20 protein-coding genes are annotated in these 20112 nt (G+C 36.8%); 14 read left to right on the top strand and 6 right to left on the bottom strand.

Going from position 1 to position 20112, the window contains the following annotated elements; genetic code table 11:
* Positions 1-12 precede the first annotated feature (12 nt).
* On the top strand, positions 13-399 hold the full coding sequence (locus MHH81_RS16040) for a hypothetical protein (RefSeq protein ID WP_340923042.1): 387 nt from the start codon (positions 13-15) through the stop codon (positions 397-399).
* A gap of 62 nt (positions 400-461) precedes the next feature.
* Here MHH81_RS16040 and yhfH read toward each other — a convergent pair whose 3' ends face one another.
* Positions 462-587, bottom strand: coding sequence for a protein YhfH (gene yhfH / locus MHH81_RS16035; protein ID WP_340923039.1), 126 nt, complete (start codon positions 585-587; stop codon positions 462-464).
* 122 nt (positions 588-709) lie between these two features.
* On the opposite strand from yhfH, the gene MHH81_RS16030 reads away from it, so the two are divergent.
* The 7 genes from MHH81_RS16030 (at position 710) to MHH81_RS16000 (ending at position 10764) form a co-directional block, all read left to right on the top strand.
* The gene (locus MHH81_RS16030) at positions 710-1702 is read left to right on the top strand and encodes a lipoate--protein ligase (RefSeq protein WP_340923037.1); all 993 of its coding nucleotides are present in this window, start codon (positions 710-712) and stop codon (positions 1700-1702) included.
* A gap of 463 nt (positions 1703-2165) precedes the next feature.
* Positions 2166-2870 (top strand): response regulator transcription factor, encoded by a 705-nt coding sequence (locus MHH81_RS16025; protein WP_340923036.1) that lies wholly within the window; start codon positions 2166-2168, stop codon positions 2868-2870.
* A 1-nt stretch (position 2871) separates the two neighbouring features.
* Positions 2872-3897: a sensor histidine kinase gene (locus MHH81_RS16020; protein WP_340923034.1), complete on the top strand. Its 1026-nt coding sequence runs from the start codon at positions 2872-2874 to the stop codon at positions 3895-3897.
* Positions 3878-4651, top strand: coding sequence for an ABC transporter ATP-binding protein (locus MHH81_RS16015; RefSeq protein ID WP_340923032.1), 774 nt, complete (start codon positions 3878-3880; stop codon positions 4649-4651). The genes MHH81_RS16020 and MHH81_RS16015 overlap by 20 nt, the downstream gene beginning before the upstream one ends.
* Entirely contained in the window at positions 4623-6554 is a 1932-nt protein-coding gene (locus tag MHH81_RS16010) for an ABC transporter permease (RefSeq protein ID WP_340923030.1), read from the top strand. Before MHH81_RS16015 ends, MHH81_RS16010 begins: the two co-directional genes overlap by 29 nt.
* A gap of 454 nt (positions 6555-7008) precedes the next feature.
* Entirely contained in the window at positions 7009-8556 is a 1548-nt protein-coding gene (locus MHH81_RS16005; protein WP_340923027.1) for a fatty acid--CoA ligase family protein, read from the top strand.
* 231 nt (positions 8557-8787) lie between these two features.
* Positions 8788-10764 carry a S9 family peptidase gene (locus MHH81_RS16000; RefSeq protein WP_340923025.1) on the top strand — a complete coding sequence of 659 codons (1977 nt, stop codon included), beginning with the start codon at positions 8788-8790 and terminating at the stop codon, positions 10762-10764.
* Positions 10765-10944: 180 nt separating this feature from the next.
* Here the strand turns inward: MHH81_RS16000 and MHH81_RS15995 are convergent, their stop codons facing one another.
* Positions 10945-12300: an amino acid permease gene (locus tag MHH81_RS15995; RefSeq protein ID WP_340923023.1), complete on the bottom strand. Its 1356-nt coding sequence runs from the start codon at positions 12298-12300 to the stop codon at positions 10945-10947.
* A gap of 128 nt (positions 12301-12428) precedes the next feature.
* Here MHH81_RS15995 and MHH81_RS15990 point away from each other — a divergent pair, with 128 nt between their 5' ends.
* Positions 12429-12974: a GNAT family N-acetyltransferase gene (locus tag MHH81_RS15990; protein WP_340923020.1), complete on the top strand. Its 546-nt coding sequence runs from the start codon at positions 12429-12431 to the stop codon at positions 12972-12974.
* A gap of 247 nt (positions 12975-13221) precedes the next feature.
* Here MHH81_RS15990 and MHH81_RS15985 read toward each other — a convergent pair whose 3' ends face one another.
* Both MHH81_RS15985 and MHH81_RS15980 read right to left on the bottom strand, forming a co-directional pair.
* On the bottom strand, positions 13222-13770 hold the full coding sequence (locus MHH81_RS15985) for an HAD-IIIA family hydrolase (RefSeq protein WP_340923018.1): 549 nt from the start codon (positions 13768-13770) through the stop codon (positions 13222-13224).
* Positions 13767-14768, bottom strand: a complete 1002-nt coding sequence (locus MHH81_RS15980; protein WP_340923016.1) for a S66 family peptidase — start codon at positions 14766-14768, stop codon at positions 13767-13769. Before MHH81_RS15980 ends, MHH81_RS15985 begins: the two co-directional genes overlap by 4 nt.
* Before the next feature lie 384 nt (positions 14769-15152).
* On the opposite strand from MHH81_RS15980, the gene MHH81_RS15975 reads away from it, so the two are divergent.
* Positions 15153-15650 carry a GNAT family N-acetyltransferase gene (locus MHH81_RS15975; protein WP_445678102.1) on the top strand — a complete coding sequence of 166 codons (498 nt, stop codon included), beginning with the start codon at positions 15153-15155 and terminating at the stop codon, positions 15648-15650.
* Here the strand turns inward: MHH81_RS15975 and MHH81_RS21395 are convergent.
* Complete coding sequence (locus MHH81_RS21395; protein WP_445678101.1) at positions 15647-15826, bottom strand: hypothetical protein; 180 nt, start codon at positions 15824-15826, stop codon at positions 15647-15649. The genes MHH81_RS15975 and MHH81_RS21395 overlap by 4 nt on opposite strands.
* Before the next feature lie 172 nt (positions 15827-15998).
* Between MHH81_RS21395 and MHH81_RS15965 the strand changes: the two genes are divergently transcribed.
* The 4 genes from MHH81_RS15965 (at position 15999) to MHH81_RS15950 (ending at position 19297) form a co-directional block, all read left to right on the top strand.
* The gene (locus MHH81_RS15965; RefSeq protein ID WP_340925287.1) at positions 15999-16637 is read left to right on the top strand and encodes a class I SAM-dependent methyltransferase; all 639 of its coding nucleotides are present in this window, start codon (positions 15999-16001) and stop codon (positions 16635-16637) included.
* Between the two features lie 12 nt (positions 16638-16649).
* Positions 16650-17120, top strand: a complete 471-nt coding sequence (locus MHH81_RS15960) for an S-ribosylhomocysteine lyase (protein ID WP_340923013.1) — start codon at positions 16650-16652, stop codon at positions 17118-17120.
* Complete coding sequence (gene cysK, locus MHH81_RS15955) at positions 17121-18044, top strand: cysteine synthase A (protein ID WP_340923011.1); 924 nt, start codon at positions 17121-17123, stop codon at positions 18042-18044.
* A gap of 119 nt (positions 18045-18163) precedes the next feature.
* A complete protein-coding gene (locus tag MHH81_RS15950) occupies positions 18164-19297 on the top strand; it encodes a bifunctional cystathionine gamma-lyase/homocysteine desulfhydrase (protein WP_340923009.1) in 1134 nt (377 codons plus the stop codon).
* Positions 19298-19515: 218 nt separating this feature from the next.
* On the opposite strand, the gene MHH81_RS15945 is transcribed toward MHH81_RS15950, so the two are convergent.
* Positions 19516-20016: a shikimate kinase gene (locus MHH81_RS15945; protein ID WP_340925286.1), complete on the bottom strand. Its 501-nt coding sequence runs from the start codon at positions 20014-20016 to the stop codon at positions 19516-19518.
* Positions 20017-20112 lie beyond the last annotated feature (96 nt).

Genomic DNA, 20112 nt, shown 5'->3' with positions numbered 1-20112 from the left:
GAGGCCCACAGGATGTGGGTCATGCAATCGTTGCCGCAAAAGTTCTTTTGCGCAGGAGCAGAGAATTTTTGCGACGAGCTTTGCGCAGGAGCAGGACGCGGCGAACTTAGATTGCCTTCCATTGGAGGTGGCGTTCTTAGCCTTTGTTCCTTTGTTCCTTTGTTCGCTCCTGCGGGGCCTTCAGCTCATGCACCTGCCGTTTCGCTTTCGGTGCACAAAACATTTGCTATTCCCGTTGGAGTCGCCGTCTTCCACTATAATCAATTGCCTACAAAAAATAGTAGTTTAATAAAAAGTATAAAAAAAACAGGTGTAGAAAAAGACTCGTTTTTCTACACCTACTTCAATTTATGGGCTTATTGGACAGACCCTTTTTCTTTGAAGACAGAATATAAGTAGCAAATAAAACAAAAAGAAGGCCAACTAGAAGGAGAAGTATCTAGTTGGCCATTTTATATTTTTTAAAGGGTGTTGCATTTGTCACATTGGTTTCCATAGCACTCATGTTGCTCTTCAATTGTTTCACCACATGTAGCACATTTCTTTTTAGGTAGGTTTCGGAAAAATTCAATTACGTTTTCTAACATAGTTGTTCCACCTCCATCTGTTATATAACTGTTTAAGTTTTATCAATTGTAATATAACACAATTCAATTTGTCAACATATACTTAAATTTTTTGTTAAAATAGGTTTAAAGGAGAGATGACGATGTATTTTATTGATAATAAAGGAATAACAGATCCACGAATTAACCTAGCAATTGAAGAGTATGCGTTAAATACAATGGACGTTGAAAAAGACTCTTTTCTTTTGTTTTACATAAATCAGCCTTCCATTATTATTGGAAGAAACCAAAATACTGTAGAAGAAATTAATACAGATTTTGTAGAGAAAAACGGTATTATTCCAGTTCGCAGACTTTCTGGTGGTGGAGCTGTATATCATGACTTAGGAAACCTAAATTTCAGCTTTTTAACAAAAGATGATGGGGATAGCTTCCGTAATTTTAAAAAGTTCACACAACCAGTTGTAGATGCACTTGGGAAAATGGGCGTGAATGCTGAACTTTCTGGAAGAAATGACATTTTAGCAGAAGGTAAAAAAATCTCTGGAAATGCACAATTCTCTACTCGTGGTAGAATGTTTAGTCACGGGACATTGATGTTTAATACAGAAATCGATGCAGTCGTATCTGCTTTAAAAGTGAGTAAAGAGAAAATTGAATCAAAAGGAATCAAATCGATCCGTAGTCGTGTGGCAAATGTTGCAGAACTATTGAAAGAGCCAATGACGATTGAACAATTCCGGTCAGAAATTCTTTCATCTATATTTGGTGGAGCAGAAAATATTCAATATTGGGAGCTGACAGAAGAGGATTGGGAAAATATCCACAAGCTTTCAGAACAACGCTACCAGCAATGGGATTGGAACTATGGAAAATCACCCAAATTTAACATGAAGCATACACACCGTTTCCCTTCAGGAGGCGTAGATGTTCGATTAGAAGTAAACAAAGGTATCATGGAAGAAGTAAAAATCTTTGGAGATTTCTTTGGTGTCGGTGAAATGGAAGAAGTAGAGCGACTTCTGACTGGCAAGCCATATAGCAAACAAGCAATTGAAGAAGCTCTGGAATCCGTAGATGTACCTAAGTACTTCGGTGGTATTACAAAAGAAGAATTAGTACAACTTATTTACTAAGATGGACGAAGAGACTGACATATGTCGGTCTCTTTTTATTATTACCTGAATCAATTTCATCATTCCAATTTACATAAAAAAACACGAACAATACTAAAGGAAACTCCGCCTGCCGCTTCCATCAACAAAGTGATAAATGTTCGTATTTTAATGACAAAGTACTATTTATGAAATTAACTCACCTTTTAATAGTATATTGTGATAGGTATTTTTGTGGCACAGCTAGAATTAAGAGATTTGGTTTGTTAGATTTAAGTAGTCTATTTGTATAGTAATTATATTTTAGGTTAAAACTACATCAAATATTTACAGACACATTTGTAAACCTAATTAAGAATCATCAGTTGTACTAACAAAAGAAAAACTAGTTCAACATATTTATTAAGATGGACAAGGAGTCTGACGTATGTCGATCTCTTTTTTGTTATGATAAGGAGAGAGAAATTTTAGGAGGAGGATTTTAGTGACGACGCATCGTGTGTTAGTAGTAGAAGATGATCGGAAAATTGCATCTCTGCTTGCAGATACTTTAAGAAAATACCACTATGAAGTGCATACTATAGAAGACTTTGATCAAATAACCGAGGAGTTTACAGCTTTTGACCCTCATATTGTTTTATTAGATGTGAATTTGCCATCCTATGATGGATATTATTGGTGTCGTCAGCTTCGCCAGTTGACAACTTGTCCCATTATTTTTGTTTCGGCAAGATCAGGAGAAATGGATCAAGTGTTTGCACTAGAAAATGGTGGAGATGATTTTATTACGAAGCCTTTTCACTACGAAATCGTCCTAGCAAAAATAAGGAGCCATTTAAGAAGAACTTATGGCGAATATGCGGTGAAGCAAGAAGAACGTGTCGTAAAAGTAGGCAAGTTACAGGTCTTTTTGGAGCGAATGGAGTTACATGTTGCGAAAGTAGAAATTCCTTTACAAAAGAAAGAATGTACCATTTTAGAATTACTTTTAAGAAGTTATCCAAAGCTAGTGACTAGAGAACAATTATTAGAAGAGCTTTGGGACGATCAGTCATTTGTTGATGAAAATACATTGAATGTCAATATGACAAGAGTTAGAAAAAAACTAGCTGATTATGATGTTGTATCTACGATTGAAACTGTTCGAGGAGCAGGTTATCGATTAATCCTAAGCTCGGAGGAAGCTTAATATGTTTCGATTATTTATACGAGAGCATTTAATCTTTTTAGTTTTTCAATTTTTATTAGTGGCATTCGTCATGCTTATATATTGGTTAGATGGACTTCGAAATCTAGATACAGCGATCTATTCGGTAGTTATTAGTAGCATATTAACATTAACCTTTTTAGGAGCATTATTTGTGAAAAAATATGCTTTCTATAAGAAGATCCTTTCGGTACCGACTAAAATAGAAGTTGTTCTGCAACGTGGGGCGCATTCACCAGAAATTAAACAAGTAGATTCATACTTGCAGCATATATATCGTTTATATCAAAAAGAAGTACAGCTTTTATATGCAAGACAAAATAGGCATTTGCAATTTATGAATAGTTGGGTTCATCAGATGAAAACACCTATTTCGGTAATTGAACTAATGACACAAGCCAATGACCAAGTGGATTCTAATAGTGTGGCAGAAGAAATGGATCGACTCAAGAGAGGGTTAGAGGCCGTTCTAATGAATGCAAGACTAGACACTTTCGAAGAAGATATGCAAATAGAACAAATTGACTTAAAACAACTTGTTTCACAAGTTGTAACAGAAAATAAACGCTTATTTATTGGCCATCATGTGTTTCCAGTTATTTCAATGGTGGAAGACTGTATTATTACCTCAGATACGAAATGGCTACGTTTTGTTATAGCTCAGTTTTTAACAAACGCGGTTAAGTATACGTTTGAGGAAAATAAAAAAGTGTATTTTGAATCGTCTATAGAGGAGAATCAGGTAATTTTTTCAGTAAGAGATGAGGGAATTGGGATTCCTGCTTCGGATATTAAAAGAGTAACAAAAGCATTTTTTACAGGAGAAAATGGTAGGAAAAATGGTGAATCTACTGGAATGGGTTTGTATTTAGCACAAGAGATTTGTAAACGTCTAGGACATGAACTGAGAATTAGATCGTCATTGGGACAAGGGACAACCGTCTCCATCCTATTTAAAAAAGAAGAAATGATAGAACGAGGTGAGTTAGATGCCAATACTAGCACTTGAAGATGTCACAAAAGTTTATGAAGGAAAAGTAGCACACCTTGCAATTAACCAACTCAGTTTTGAAGTAGAAAAGGGAGAATTTCTCGCAATAATGGGACCTTCGGGAAGTGGAAAAACAACGTTACTTAATATTATTTCAACGATTGACCGACCAACTTCCGGATGTATAATGTTAAATGGCTTCAATCCATTAGAACTAGCAAATAATGATTTGTCTTTATTTAGAAGAAGACAGCTTGGATTTGTCTTTCAAGATTTTAATTTGCTTCCCGCACTAACTGTAGAAGAAAATATGGTATTGCCATTGACCTTAGACGGGCAGTCTGTAGATGTGATGAAGCAAAGGGTGAGAGAAATCGCAGAGAGACTCGACTTACTTCCCATATTAGAAAAAAGACCTTCCGAAATTTCAGGTGGACAAGCCCAACGTACTGCAATTGGCCGTGCATTGATTCATAAGCCTTCCATTATACTTGCAGATGAGCCAACAGGAAATTTAGATTCAAAAGCAGCAAGAGATGTATTAGAAATTCTTTCCCAGGTGAATAAGGAAAGTCAAACAACGATCATTATGGTGACCCATGATCCCATTGCAGCTAGCTATTGTGACCGAGTTCTTTTTATAAAGGACGGGGAATATTTTAATGAAATTTATAAAGATGATAGAAGACAAACATTTTTTCAACGGATATTAAATGTACTGTCTTTACTAGGTGGAAACGTAAATGACCTTTCGACAATTCGCTTATCATAATGTAATTCGAAATAGTCGCGTATATGCAGCGTTTTTTATGGCGAGTATTTTTTCGGTAATGGTGTTTTTCGTTTATTCCATGTTAATGTTTCATCCAAATATTGAAGACCAGTTTTTACGAGATATTGCGTTTGGTGGAATGCTAATAGCTGAAATAATACTCATCATTTTTACATTGTTCTTTTTGTTTTATTCGATGAGTGCTTTTTTACAGGCTAGATCGCATGAATTTGGAATACTTCTAAATTTAGGGATGGAAAAGCAACAGCTTAATCGCTTAATTTTTCTAGAAACAATGATACTAGGCTTTATCTCGATTACAGTAGGAATTTTCTTTGGCTATTCTTTTTCTAAATTTTTCTTTATGGTTATCCGAGAATTGTTTTTATTGGATAGTCTCCCTCTGTACGTATCTTGGAAGCCATTTGCTTTAACTATTCTTGTTTTTTTGTCGCTATTCATCATTATTTCCATAAGTAGCGTGGTTTTCATACGCAAAAAAGAGATTATTCATCTATTAAAGGGATTTGGTAAACATAATGAACAATCCTTTAAAAAGTGGAAGGCTTTGTTAGGATTTTTCCTACTTTTTGCTGCATATAGTTTAGTTATTTTCTCTGTTTTTCACATGAATGTATTTCTTAGTTTTCTAATTGTTATATTAGCTTTTGTTGGAACTTATTTCTTTTATACAGATAGTATTTTGTATTTACTGCATATTGTTCGAAAAAGAAAAAGTCTGTATTGGCACTCCTATAGATTAATCGCATTTGCGGAAGGCTCGATAAAAATTAAAGAAAATGCACGGATGTTTTTCGTTGTTACTATCGTATCGACGATTGCGTTTTTGTCAGTTGGAATTGTAACCTCCTTCACTTCATTTACAGCACAATACCGAGAACTAAATCCAGTAAGTATTTTTTATTCTAGCGATTGGGATAATCCATTTGAAGACGAACATATTATGAAACTATCTCAGGAACTTCAAAATGAAGGCTTGTCTTATGAGTTAGTCAAATTTAATGTTAAAAAACAAACTTCCTCTAATTCACATGAACAAGTCAACTTAATAAAAGAGTCGGAAGTAAATAGTCTAGCTGTCGCATTAAAAATTCCGTTAATAGATTTGCGAGAGGGAGAAGCTCTATTAGTTCCAAACACACAAGAGGATTTTGGAAGTATCCGTCAAGAGGAGGAACAAACTGTTCTAGAGGAGAGCAGTGTACCAATTCGAATCCAAGGGGTATACAATCATTTAATCTTCCCATCCCTTGCAATAGAAAAAAGAGCAATTATTATTAACGATGACGATTTTAACTTAATAACCGAGCCATTACTTGGGTTTGGAATAAAAGAGTCTAGTACGACGTTTTATGCATTTCATGTTCCAGAATGGCTGCGAACAAAAGATGTGGGGACAGATTTAGATAAAATTATGAACGAGACTTTAGGGGCTTCGGGGATAAATCCTAATTCGTTTTACTTTGTTAATCCGGGATTAAACTTTTCGATTATTCGGGCTACATTTTCTTTGTTATTGTTTACTGGCTTGCTTGTAGCAGCGGTACTTTTACTTGCAGCGGGAAGCTTCGTTTATTTTAAGTTGTACACAGATTTAGAACGGGATAAAAAACAGTACGATGTTTTGCGTCGAATGGGTGTTACTGAACAAGAACTTGTAAAAATCGTGAATGGGCAGTTAATACCACAATTCTTTTTACCTTGGGGACTTGCAATGGTGCATAGTACATTTTCATTTCTATTCCTTCAGGCATTTTGGGTAGATCTAGCGGCTGTTTCTATTGCAATGGAAATGTTACTTGTATTACTTGCATTTACCGTTATTCAAGTGTCCTATTTTTACTTAATTCGTTGGAGATATATTGCGCATATTCAAGATTGAATCACTTATTATATATGAAAAGAAGGTTCGGTTTTGAAGTACAGAACTCAAATTCGCAACCCATTTAACATATAAAATATATAAAGGCTTTAACATTAGATTAGCAACAGAAAAAGCAATGGAATTGGTCTCCATTGCTTTTGTTGTTTTTATTCGGTCTTTCCAAGATAGACAACCTTCTTCAAATGTGTTGAATAAGGGTGATCGTGGCATTATCGTTCACTTCCAAAATGAGATATGCAATATCTTTCGGTTCGAGTGATGAAAGATTGCTAATTATACTGCTAATTGGACTCCTCATTATAATGTATTATTAAATTTTATAATCCAAAACCGAACTCGTTATTTTTTTGGAACCTTCTTTTATATTGAATAATCAAAATTTTTCTTATATAATAAATACAGGGAATTATGAATGACTATTCATTCAAAAAAAGAGACGGGAGATGGGAATATGAGTTTAGTGACACATGTTCAACAAAGGGCGTTGCAAAATCCAGATAAGATCGCCTATCATTTTATGGGGAAAAATACGACGTATGCAGAATTTGATCAATCTGTTGAACGTTTTGCAACGGCACTGCATTCATTGGGAATCGTAAAAGGGGATCATGTAGGGTTTTTACTTGGAAATTCTCCTCATTTTCTTATTTCTCTTTATGCAACGATGCGTATAGGAGCAACTGCCGTTCCAATTAATCCAATTTACACACCAGAGGAAATTAGCTATATCATAAAAAATAGTGATGCAAAAGCAATTATAGCACTAGATGCTTTTCTTCCTTTAGTAGAAAAAGCAGCAGGTGTTTTTTCATCGGTTGAAAATTATGTCATTTGTGAGACCGACGAAGCGACTGCGGAAAAATTAGCCGCACTTCCAAATGCTTTAAAAGCAAAAGTGAAATCGTTTACATTGTTAATCTCTACCACCGAGCCAAATACTTCGCCAGTAGAGGTGTCACCAGATGATAATGCTGTCATTTTGTATACATCTGGTACGACTGGTCATCCAAAAGGTGCAATGCTGACATTTAATAATATTTACTCGAACGCTCGGGACGTTGCAGAATATTTAACGATTAGTACAGATGATCGGGTTATCGCAACGCTTCCAGTATTCCATGTGTTTGCACTGACGGTTGTTGTCAATGCGCCTTTATTAATGGGGGCAACAATTTTATTAGTTCCAAGATTTAGTCCCCAGGACGTTTTTAAGATTGCGAAAGAACACAAAGCAACTATATTTGCTGGTGTACCTACCATGTACAATTTCTTATATCAATTCCCTGAAGGAAATGTGGAGGACTTTTCTACGATTCGTTTAGCGATTTCTGGAGGTTCTTCCTTACCGGTAGCATTACTTCATAATTTTGAGGATAAATTCCATGTACGTATCTCAGAAGGATATGGTTTATCAGAAGCATCTCCGGTCACATGCTTTAATCCAATCGATCGTGATCGTAAACCTGGTTCTATTGGAACGAACATTGTGAATGTAGAAAATAAAGTAGTGAACGAGCTCGGGGAAGAAGTTCCCGTAGGGGAAGTTGGAGAGCTAATCGTTCGAGGACCTAATGTAATGAAGGGCTATTACAAAATGCCAGAAGAAACCGAAAATGCCATTCGTGATGGTTGGCTATACACAGGAGACCTTGCAAGACAAGACGAAGAAGGCTATTTCTTCATTGTCGATCGCAAGAAAGATACGATTATAGTTGGAGGATACAATGTATACCCGCGTGAAGTGGAAGAAGTTTTATTTGGACATCCAGGCGTTATAGAAGCAGCAGTTATTGGAGTTCCGGATCCTAATTTTGGAGAAGAAGTATTAGCATTCGTGGTGAAGAAGGATGCTTCCTTAACAGAGGAACAAATACAATCCTTCTGTTCAGAAAAACTTGCAAAATTTAAGATCCCGAAACGTATAGAGTTCTTAGAGGAATTACCTAAAAATACAACAGGTAAAATATTACGCCGTTCATTAAAAGCCCAAACAGTTTAGTAATAGATAAAGAGGATGTCTCAATAGGTCATTGAAATTGACTCTTGACTCGTCCTCTTTTTTTGCATTTTGTCGTGTTCAAATGGGTGGATGTTGCATTCACTTAGTGTTATATCTAGTATATCTATTTTTTTGAATTTATTTTTCTGTTATATTTTAAGAGTGAGCAGGGAAATGATTTCGAGTGTCGAAATAAATGATAGAGTGATATGGAAAGAGAGGAATTTATTAATGCCAAAGAGGAAATTAGAAGCGACAGATTTATTTAAACTACATTCTATTACAAACCCGGTAATTGCACCAAACGGGAAAGAAGCTGTGTTTATTCGTACCGAAATGAATGAGAAGGATAATAAATACTATGCGTATTTACATCATGTAAATTTAGAAACTGAATTAGTGACACAATGGACTTATAGTAAAGATCGCATATCTTCTCCACAATGGTCCGCAGACGGGAAACACGTTGCATTTTTGTCGAATCGTGATGAGGAAAATCAAATCTATGTTCTCCCTACTAGTGGCGGAGAAGCTAAAAAACTGACGAATGTGGAAAAAGGTATTACTAGTTTTATTTGGTCACCATGTGGCAAAAAAGTTTGGTTCGATGCTTCATTAAAAGAAGGGAAAAGTTGGACGGATAAAGTGGAAAAAGACGAAAAGAAATTACCAGAAGCGTATGTAGTTGAGAAGATGAAATACCATGCTGATGGTGCTGGTCTACTACCAAAAGATACATACAAACAAATTGGATGGATTGATATTTCCTCGGAAGAGATCACACAATTTACAAAAGGAAATTTCCATCATAGTTTGCAAGCGATTTCTCATGATGGGGAGAAACTTGTCATTGGTGTTAATCGTGATGAAAATCAAGATTTTTCATTCCACCAACCAATGATATTAGTAGATGTGGAAACAAAAAAAGAAAAAGTTATTATCGATGAAGATGGTTATTTTGGTGGAGCGACATTTTCAAAGGATGATCAATATATAGCATTTGGTGGAATGCCTCGAACCTTCCAAAATGCAACGCATGCAGAAGTATATGTATATGAGGTGAGTACTGGATTTACTCAAGTGTTAACAGAAGGGATTGATGCACCAGTTGGAGATTACTCTGGTGGAGATGTTCAGCAAGGGGCAAGTGCGCCTGATGTGGTATGGACAAAGGGCAATCATTTGTATTTCCAATTATCTTCGATGGGCGATGTTCGACTATATTTTGCATCGTTAGAAGGAGAATTGTTCCCGGCAACACCAGATAATGAGCATGTGTACGGATACGACATCGATGAGTCTGGAACATTCGCTCTTGCGACAATAAGTAATGCAATATTTCCCGGGGAATTATTTAAGCTAAATTTGGCGACTGGTGAAAGAATTGCACTAACACATTTTAATGATGTGTTATTAGAAGAAGTAGAACTTGTCGAACCAACTGCGATTGTATATAAAGGTGCGGAAGACTGGGACGTTCACGGTTGGCTAATGAAGCCAGCTGGGTTTGAAGAAGGTAAGAAGTACCCGTTAATTGTGGAGGTTCATGGTGGACCACATACAATGTACGCAAATACCTTTTTCCACGAGTTGCAGTTATTAGCGGCAAAAGGATACGGCGTATTATATGTAAATCCACGTGGAAGTCATTCGTATAGTCAACAATTTGTCGATGCGGTACGTGGGGATTACGGTGGAGGAGACTATGAAGATATTATGGCAGGTCTCGATTATGCGTTGGCAGAAAACGAGTGGATTGATCAAGATCGTCTTGGAGTTACGGGAGGAAGCTACGGTGGATTTATGACGAACTGGATTGTCGGTCATACCAATCGTTTTAAAGCAGCAGTAACACAGCGTTCTATTTCTAACTGGATTAGTTTTTACGGTGTTTCTGACATTGGGTATTACTTCACACCTTGGCAAATTGGAGCGGATATGACGGATATTAATAAGTTGTGGGATGCATCCCCATTAAAATATGCTTCTAATGTGGAAACACCATTGCTAATTCTGCATAGTGAAAATGACTACCGTTGTCCAATTGAACAAGGGCAACAGTTGTACATTACGCTAAAAGCAATGGGAAAAGAAACAAGCTTTGTCCGATTCCCGCAATCTGATCATAATTTGTCTAGAGTGGGATTACCAAATTTACGTCAAACACGATTAGAACAAATCACTGGATGGTTTGAGAAATATATTTAAAAAAATGGAAAAGCCCTTCATTTCGCGAGTGAAATGAAGAGCTTTTTTGTTGAATCGGATAATAAATAGTAATAATCGGATAATTTCTTCAAACAATCGATTAATTACTCGAGAAAATCGGATAATTACCTCTGACAATCGATCAATCACTCCGAGTAATTGCGCAATTTTTGTCGATATTTATCTTTTATGATATCCCTTTTTATAGTATACAAATACTAAACCAATAATCCATATTGGGCCAACGATTAACGCGATTCGTGTATCAGGGAAGTACGCCATGAGCCCTAAAACTAATACTAAAAAGGCAAGTGCTATATACGATCCAAATGGATAGAATATTGCTTTATATGATAACCTTGAAATTTCTCCTTTGGACAGAGTTTTACGGAATTTTAATTGGGATAATAAAATAATTCCCCACGTCCAAACTGCACCAAATGTAGAAATACTCGTTACCCATATAAATACTTTTTCGGGAACTAGATAATTTAATACGACGCCTACTAATAATAAAAATGCGGAGAAGACGATGGCTTTAGAAGGCACGCCTGTTCCACTTATTTTTTTAAAGGAAGCTGGGGCTTGCTTTTGTTCTGCTAAATTAAATAACATACGCCCAGTGCTAAAAATTCCACTATTACAACTAGATAGTGCTGCAGTCAATACAACGAAATTAATAATGCCAGCAGCTGGCCCAATCCCAATTTTCTCAAACATTAAGACGAAGGGGCTTCCGTCATTACCGACTTCGTTCCATGGATAGATAGACATGATGACAAATAAAGCGCCAACATAAAAAAGTAAAATGCGCCAAAAAACAGTATCAATTGCTCGAGGAATAACCGTTTTTGGATTTTTTGCTTCCCCTGCAGTTACCCCAATCATTTCTACACCTAAATAAGCAAACATGACCATTTGCAAAGACATGAAAATTCCTGTAATCCCATTTGGTGCAAAACCACCATTTGACCAGAGATTGCTTATACCGACAGCTATTCCTCCATTACCTATTCCAAAAAGAATGACACCAAGTCCCACGAAAATCATTGCCAAGATTGCGACAATTTTAATGAGAGCGAACCAAAACTCAAATTCACCATATGCTTTCACAGCGATTAAGTTTACTAATGTCATCACAACAAGTGCTGCTAATGCCCATATCCAAGGAGGTGTATCTGGATACCACATTTGCATGTAAACGCCTACTGCTGTAATTTCTGCCATACAAGTAACAACCCATAAAAACCAATAATTCCATCCAGTTATATAACCGGCAAGAGGTCCTAGGTAATCTTTTGCGTATCTACTAAATGAACCAGAGACAGGATTATGTACTGCCATTTCTCCAAGCGCACGCATAATAATAAAAATAGCTAAACCGCCAACTATGTATGAAATTAATATTGCAGGTCCTGCTAATTGGATGGCTGTTGCGGATCCTAAAAATAATCCAACTCCAATTGCTGCACCTAAAGACATTAAGGTGATATGCCGTTGTTCTAAACCACGTTGTAATTGCTGATTTCCACCCACTTGTGTAGCACTCCTTTTTCTAAAAATGTTTTTGTTGTATAACAACTTACCACACTATGATGTTTTTAGGAACGGTAAATAGAATCAATACTGTGATAAAATTATATTATGCAAGTAGGACGGGGGTCATGAAAATGGGACAAGTAACCATAAAACCGGTAATAGAAGAAGAATTAATCCGACTTTGGGAGTTAAGTGCAAAAGAAGAAGCACCTGAATGGAAAAAGTGGGATGCTCCATATTTCCCATATGAGCCAAAGACATTAGAGCAATTTTTAGAGAGAAAAGATCAATATATAAATCAAGAGGATCTCTGGGGCATCTTTGTCGAGGGAAAATTGGTTGGTTCTCTTTGCTACTACTGGGAACACGAGGAATCGCTCTGGCTAGAGATGGGGATTGTCATTTATGATCCAGCCTATTGGAGTGGTGGCATTGGAACGGAAGCAATTCGAATGTGGATTTCGCATTTATTCACTGAATTACCACTTGTACGTGTAGGTTACACCACTTGGTCCGGAAATGAACGAATGATCAAGGTTGGTGAAAAATTAGGGATGACGATGGAGGCAAGGCTCCGCAAATGTCGTTTCTACAATGGTGTTTACTACGATTCTATTCGTATGGGTTTATTAAGAGAAGAATGGGAAGAAAATATCGGAAGAACTCTTTAAGGATTGTGAAAACAGACTATAATCGGAATCCGCTAGATAAAGGTAAACATCCTGGATTATCTCTTTAGAAAAAGATAACGTATATTTCTTTATTGAAAATGACCTATCTCCAATTGTACAAGATATGGTGCTTTACTAGCAATGTTAAGTGGAGATTCGCAACTATTACTCACATACTCGTAACACAGGAAAGTGTACTCGCAACATTACCATTACTATATAGAAGCGTAAAAAAAAGTAGGGAGAATTAGATTCCTCCCTGCTTTTTCAACAGCCACCGAATAGCTTCCAATAGGTTTTCTGCAATATAATCAGGTTCGACGTTTTTCCAAGCATCTCGACATTGCTGTAAGGAACTTTTACCCCAACCAGTTAGCACTAATATTTTCATCGCTCCAACTGCATGAGCTGCCAGCATATCAGTCGATCCAACATCTCCAATTACCACACACTTTTTTAAATCTAAGTTATGAATACGAGCAGCCTCTAATAACATTCCAGGTCTAGGTTTATGACATCCACATACATCATTTTCACTATGTGGACAAATAAATGCATCATCAAATCCATAAGAACTAAACTCCTCTAAAAACTCCTGAATGGAAGCTTCTTTTCGGCTTATTCGATGTTGATTCGTGAATGCGAAGGTTTTAATTCCATGGTCCTGCAGTAATTGAAAGGCATCTTTACAAAAGTCATAAGGTTTGAAATCCTTTGGGTGAATAAAATGCCCAGTACCACCAATCGTACCATCTCGATCTATGAAAACTGCTTGAATGTCCTTAACATTTATCATTTTATCCATTGCTCCATAATGGTTACTTCTTTGTTCGTTGCATCCAGTTTTACATTTCGTCCAATTGGCATTGTCAACATTGGGTGCGTATGACAACAATCAAAGTCCGCAAGAATCGGAATAGATGTTTCGCCAATCGTTTCCACTAAAATATCAGACGGCTTTCTGCCAGTTCCTTGATCATCAAATAGTTCATGTTTTCCTAAGATAATACCAGACACACGATCGAATACACCATTTACTTTTAGTAGGTTAAAATTCTTTTCAACAACCGATGCTGTTTTCATCGTATCTTCTATAAAAAAAATGTCCCCATCCCGTATAGCAGGCATATACGGACTTCCCCAAAAACCATACATTGCATTTAGATTGCCACCAATTAATCTTCCTTGTGCAGAACCTTCATTTACACAGATCCAATCATTTAGTCTCTTTTGCTTATCCACTGTTTTGACTTCCCAATTGAGAGGCTCATCCGTCCAGTAAGGAGGTATGGGAACAGTAAGAGGGATCTGTTGTTCAATTATTAACATGTCACGGAAATAATCGTATGTAAAATGAAGAAACGGTTCAAATTCTCCAAAGGAAGGGACTAATGCCGGTCCATAAAACGTCGGTATTCCTGTTTGTGCATAAATTCCTAGCAATATCGCTGTAGCATCCGAATAGCCAATCATGATTTTTGGATCCTTCTTAAAAGCTTCATAATCAATATACGGCAGAAGTGCATTAGAATTAGTTCCCCCAATTGTAGATATAATGCAACGAATATCAGGATTTCTTATAAACTCGTTTAATTCGTTTGCGCGTTCCTGAATCGTTCCAGCACGATATAGGTCATGCTTGCCCGTTAGATTTCCTTCTACGATTTCAAAGCCTTTAGATTCTAAAAAGGACTTAGCCCTTTCGTATCGTTTCGGTGAAGAATAAGTAATAGGTGACGAAGGGGAATATATTCCGATTTTATCTCCTGGCTTTAAACGATTTAATAGTGTCATAATTAGTTCCTCCTGTAATTATTCTAATTTACTTATCTTTCATGGAGTCTCCTTTTCTTTTGGATAGACTGTACGATAAGGATATCATTTACAATTATATGGTATATAAGCTACTATTAAAATAGAATTTTCAGAAATCATGAGTTTGTATTTAATTAGTTGATTTCCGCTATAGGCGGACGCTTTCCGCGAGGTGAGCGATAAGCCATCACCACAGCTCACTCGTCGTTTGTGATGGCTTATCTGTCTTACTCATCCCGCTGGAGTCACCGCCAGCCGCTTCAATCAACAAAGTGATAAATGCTCGCATTTTAATGACAAAGTACTATCTATGAAATTAACTCAACAGAATAAAAATCACACAGCTAATGGGGGACAAAGGAAATGTTAGAGAAAGAACAAGCTGAATTCTTTAGTAAAGATGGATTTTTCATTAGTACCGATAAAAGTTTGTTGGATGTGGAAGTCATATATAAGTTTCTTAGTGAGGAATCTTATTGGCTTAAGGGTATTTCAAGGGAATTAGTTATAGCATCAATCGAAAATTCTATCCTTTGTTATGGTATTTTTGATGGAGATCCAACTAAAGGGCCAACGAAACAAATTGGTTTTGCACGTGTGGTATCTGACCTTGTTAGATACTCTTGGTTAGGTGATGTTTTTGTACTTTCAGATTACAGAGGACGTGGCCTTAGCAAATGGTTGATGGGTATTATAACTGAACATCCAAGATTGAAAGGAACAAATTTTCACCTAGGTACAAGAGATGCACATTCGCTATATGCACAATACGGGTTTAAGCCTCTAGAGCGAGTTGAAAACAGTATGGCTAGACCCCTAGATTGGGATGCAATAAATGCTGTATATAAGCTTGAAAATTAGTATACGTTTTTAATCGCCATCGCAGTTTCTTCTAGTATGGTTTTTGCAACTCCAGTTGCATCACCGACAAATGCATTAGTAATGACAGCGGGTGGATATAAGTTTTTTGACTTTTTGAAAGCCGGTATTCCATTACAGATTGTCATCCCTCTTTTCTTTCCAATATCATGAATCATAAAGAGTTTCTCCAAAATTGAGGAGAAACTCTTTTATTTATTTTCTGCCAAGAATCCTGGTGTCTTGCGTTTTTTTATTTGACAATTTTCCTCCATATGATATAACTATTAGTATTAAGCCTAAAGCAAAGTAATCAACTAGGAATAATATGTTTATAAAAGGGGTTAGATGATGGGTAGAGAATTTGTCGACATTTTTGATGAATGGGCACACACTTACGATGCATCTGTTTCTGGAAAAGATCCTGAGTATCGTGATGTATTTGACAGTTATGAAACAATTTTAAATGAAGTAGCAGAACGTGTTTCTGGTACCGTTATAGAATTTGGTACAGGTACTGGAAATTTAACAGCAAAGCTAATTGAATCAGGTTTTTCGGTTATCGGTATTGAACCAAATACGAAGATGCGTCAGCATACTTCAAACCGATTTCCTTCTATAAAAATAATAGATGGGGATTTACTCGAATATAGTGTAGTTAATGAAAATATAGATGCAATTGTTAGCTCATATGTTTTTCATCATCTAACGGATGAAGAAAAAGGAGAAGCGTTGAAGGCTTATGCAAAGCTGCTTCCGTCAAACGGAAAAGTTGTATTTGCGGATACTGCTTTTATTACAGAAGAAGCAAAGCAAGCACAAATTGAAAAAGAAAGAAATCGCGGTTTCCATAACGTGGCGGATGACTTAGAGCGAGAATATTATACGACAATCCCAATACTGACGAGGTTGTTTGATAATGCAGGATTTAAAGTAAAGTTTACAAAGATGAATGATTTTGTTTGGTTAATGGATGCGACAAAAAAATAAGGAGCGATACAAATGAAAAAAATGAATGTAGAAAGCTTTAACTTAGATCATACGAAAGTAGCAGCACCTTTTATTCGTTTAGCTGGAACAAAACAAGGCATTCGGGGTGATGAAATTTACAAATATGATATACGTTTTAAACAGCCGAACAAAGAACATATGGAAATGCCTGGACTGCATTCATTAGAGCATTTAATGGCAGAAAATATTCGCAATCATACAGAGCAAGTAGTAGATATTAGTCCAATGGGATGTCAAACTGGTTTCTATTTATCGGTTATCAATCATGAAAACTATGAAGAGATTTTAGAGATTGTTGAAAAGACATTACAAGATGTGTTAGAAGCAACAGAGGTTCCAGCATGTAATGAAGTGCAATGTGGATGGGCAGCAAGCCATAGCTTAGAAGGAGCAAAGGAGATTGCTGCTGAAATGCTTGCGAAAAAAGATGAATGGCGACAAATTTATAAAGAGGAATTGTAAATGAACATATTTAGTAATGTACAAGAATTAATAGGGAATACACCTGTTGTGGAAATTACTCATATAAAGGTTCCTAATGATTGCCGAATTTTTGCGAAGCTTGAGTATTTAAATCCAGGAGGTAGTGTGAAGGATCGTCTGGGCTTGTCATTAATCGAAGATGCTGAGAAGTCTGGAAAACTTGTACCTGGTGGAACCATTATTGAGCCAACTGCAGGGAATACAGGAATCGGGATCGCACTTGCTGCAATCGGACGAGGATATAAAGTGATTTTTGTCGTTCCTAAAAAGTTTAGTGAAGAGAAACAAACCTTGATGCGAGCTTTAGGAGCAGAAGTAGTGAATACACATACTGCACTTGGCATGCAAGGGGCCATTGAGAAAGCAAGGCAACTAGTTGTTGAAATTCCAAATGCTTTTTCACCATCTCAATTTTCAAATCCAGCAAATCCTGCTACGTATTCAAAAACACTTGGTCCAGAATTATGGCGTGATTTAGATGGACAAATTGATGTGTTTGTTGCTGGTGCTGGATCGGGTGGAACATTTATGGGGACAGCTTCATTCCTAAAAGAACAAAAAGAAGATATTAAAACCGTGATAGTAGAGCCAGTGGGATCCATTTTAAATGGAGGAGCTGCAGGTACACATGTGACGGAAGGGATTGGAATGGAATTCATACCAACCTTTATGGACCAATCGTATTTTGATACGATCCATACAATAAGTGATGAAGAGGCTTTTGCTCAATTACGTGCGTTAGCAAAAGAAGAAGGTTTGCTAGTAGGAAGCTCATCGGGTGCAGCTTTTTCCGCCGCACTAAAGGAAGCGAAAACTGCGAAAAAAGGAAGTCATATTGTTACGATTTTCCCTGATTCGAGCGAACGCTATTTAAGTCAGAATGTATACGAATTATTCAACTAAATTTAGTTAAAGCCTCTGGCGGATGTCACAGATTTTTTAGATGAAGTTATCGAGTAAGCTCGATAAAAATCTGGACGCAAATACGCCAAGGCGAATTTGAAAAGGAGGAGAATTAAAAAATGCGTGCAAAAACGAAGCTAATTCATGCGGGAATTGTTGGTGACGAAGCAACAGGTGCTGTGACGACACCCATTTACCAAGTGAGTACGTATAAACAAGAAGCAGTCGGTAAATTCAAAGGATATGAATATTCACGTACTGGAAATCCTACTCGTTATGCGTTAGAAGTATTGATTAGTGAATTAGAAGGTGGCGTAGCAGGATTTGCTTTTGCTTCCGGAATGGCAGCTACAAGCTCTATTATGATGCTTTTTAGTAAAGGCGATCACGTCATTTTAACGGATGATGTATACGGTGGTACATACCGTGTCATTACAAAAGTATTAAATCGTTTCGGCATTGAAGCAACATTTGTAGATACGAGCGATGTATCGAAAGTCGAAGCTGCTATTTTAGAAAATACGATAGCTATTTTTCTAGAAACACCGACGAATCCTTTATTAAAAATTACAGATATAGAAGCAATTGCGAAGCTTGCAAAAGAAAAAGGGTTACTCTCAATTGTAGATAATACATTTATGACACCTTATTTCCAACAGCCAATTGAACTTGGCGCTGATATTGTTGTGCATAGTGCGACAAAATATATTGGAGGACATAGTGATGTGGTAGCTGGGCTAGTTGTAGTGAACTCTGAGCAACTTGCAACTGATTTACATTTTGTGCAAAACTCAGTAGGAGCAGTGCTCGGACCTCAAGATTCTTGGTTATTAATGCGTGGAATAAAAACGCTTGGCCTTCGTATGGAAGAGCATCACTTAAATGCTAAACGGATTGCAGAGTTTTTAAATAATCATGCAGCAGTTGAAAAAGTATATTATCCAGGTTTAGTTGATCATCCAGGCCATGAACTGATGAAAAAACAAACGACTGGTTTTGGTGGGATGATTTCTTTTGATGTAGGCAGTGGGGAAAAAGCAGATGAACTTCTAGCAAAGCTTCGTTATTTTACTCTAGCAGAAAGTTTAGGAGCAGTGGAGAGCTTAATCTCGGTTCCAGCAAGGATGACACATGCATCCATTCCTCGAGAGCGGCGTTTGGAATTAGGCATTACAGATGGGCTTGTACGAATTTCAGTTGGTATTGAAGACGTGGAAGATTTATTAGAAGATTTAACGCAAGCATTAGCATAAATAATTTTGGCACATCACTTAAATTTAGTGGTGTGTGGATGGATGTAGACAGTCTAATTGTAGCAGCGAAAGAAGTGGAAAACTACCTTGGGCATGATAAAGGTAGCCATATGCTTCAGGGTGGGCCTTGTTCAGCCTGAAGTCCTAAGATAAAAGCTCAGGAAAAAGTGGAATTATAAAAAAGCCGAACTGGACTATTTTTCCGGTTCGGCTTCCCATTAGTGTGGCTCATATATATCCCAGGCAAGTTTTAATGATTCAACAATATGATCGGCTACTTCTTCGGGTGATTGATTGTTCACTGTTAATGTTGAATTGTTAAGTGAATATGCTCCTTGTCGCTCGAGAAATAGTTCTTCAATCTCATCAATATTCCGACTTTGCAAAATAGGACGGCTGTCAATCAAAATATCAAGCCGCTCCTTCCACTCTTCCCATGACACATCTAGGTAAAAGACGGTACAGTTTGTCAGACAAGCTTCACGTACTTCTGACTGCATATATGCGCCACCACCAATAGAAATGATTTTCAACTTCTGCTTGGTAAATGTTTGAATCATCTCTTTTTCATAATTACGGAATACTTCTTCACCATGTATCTTAAAAATATCAGTTGTAGACATCATAAATTCTTTTTCAATTTCTTTATCAATATCGATAAAGTCACGGTATAATTTTTGGGCAACAAGTTCACCAATTGTTGTTTTTCCAACGCCCATAAAACCGATTAACACAATACTTTGTTGTCTTACACGTACTTCTCCGTAACCCAAATTAAACACACTCTCTAATGGCTATAATAATCTAAATTATAT

Source organism: Psychrobacillus sp. FSL H8-0484, assembly GCF_038005325.1.
Classification (GTDB): domain Bacteria; phylum Bacillota; class Bacilli; order Bacillales_A; family Planococcaceae; genus Psychrobacillus.
This window is presented reverse-complemented; position numbering and strand designations above follow the sequence as displayed.

Bases quoted from the DNA above. Each gene is read 5' to 3' on its own strand.
- MHH81_RS16040 (WP_340923042.1), top strand. From the start codon at position 13: ATGTGGGTCATGCAATCGTTGCCGCAAAAGTTCTTTTGCGCAGGAGCA.
- yhfH (WP_340923039.1), bottom strand. From the start codon at position 587: ATGTTAGAAAACGTAATTGAATTTTTCCGAAACCTACCTAAAAAGAAA.
- MHH81_RS16030 (WP_340923037.1), top strand. From the start codon at position 710: ATGTATTTTATTGATAATAAAGGAATAACAGATCCACGAATTAACCTA.
- MHH81_RS16020 (WP_340923034.1), top strand. From the start codon at position 2,872: ATGTTTCGATTATTTATACGAGAGCATTTAATCTTTTTAGTTTTTCAA.
- MHH81_RS16015 (WP_340923032.1), top strand. From the start codon at position 3,878: ATGCCAATACTAGCACTTGAAGATGTCACAAAAGTTTATGAAGGAAAA.
- MHH81_RS16010 (WP_340923030.1), top strand. From the start codon at position 4,623: ATGACCTTTCGACAATTCGCTTATCATAATGTAATTCGAAATAGTCGC.
- MHH81_RS16005 (WP_340923027.1), top strand. From the start codon at position 7,009: ATGAGTTTAGTGACACATGTTCAACAAAGGGCGTTGCAAAATCCAGAT.
- MHH81_RS16000 (WP_340923025.1), top strand. From the start codon at position 8,788: ATGCCAAAGAGGAAATTAGAAGCGACAGATTTATTTAAACTACATTCT.
- MHH81_RS15990 (WP_340923020.1), top strand. From the start codon at position 12,429: ATGAAAATGGGACAAGTAACCATAAAACCGGTAATAGAAGAAGAATTA.
- MHH81_RS15985 (WP_340923018.1), bottom strand. From the start codon at position 13,770: ATGATAAATGTTAAGGACATTCAAGCAGTTTTCATAGATCGAGATGGT.
- MHH81_RS15980 (WP_340923016.1), bottom strand. From the start codon at position 14,768: ATGACACTATTAAATCGTTTAAAGCCAGGAGATAAAATCGGAATATAT.
- MHH81_RS15975 (WP_445678102.1), top strand. From the start codon at position 15,153: ATGTTAGAGAAAGAACAAGCTGAATTCTTTAGTAAAGATGGATTTTTC.
- MHH81_RS21395 (WP_445678101.1), bottom strand. From the start codon at position 15,826: ATGATTCATGATATTGGAAAGAAAAGAGGGATGACAATCTGTAATGGA.
- MHH81_RS15965 (WP_340925287.1), top strand. From the start codon at position 15,999: ATGGGTAGAGAATTTGTCGACATTTTTGATGAATGGGCACACACTTAC.
- MHH81_RS15960 (WP_340923013.1), top strand. From the start codon at position 16,650: ATGAAAAAAATGAATGTAGAAAGCTTTAACTTAGATCATACGAAAGTA.
- cysK (WP_340923011.1), top strand. From the start codon at position 17,121: ATGAACATATTTAGTAATGTACAAGAATTAATAGGGAATACACCTGTT.
- MHH81_RS15950 (WP_340923009.1), top strand. From the start codon at position 18,164: ATGCGTGCAAAAACGAAGCTAATTCATGCGGGAATTGTTGGTGACGAA.
- MHH81_RS15945 (WP_340925286.1), bottom strand. From the start codon at position 20,016: ATGGGCGTTGGAAAAACAACAATTGGTGAACTTGTTGCCCAAAAATTA.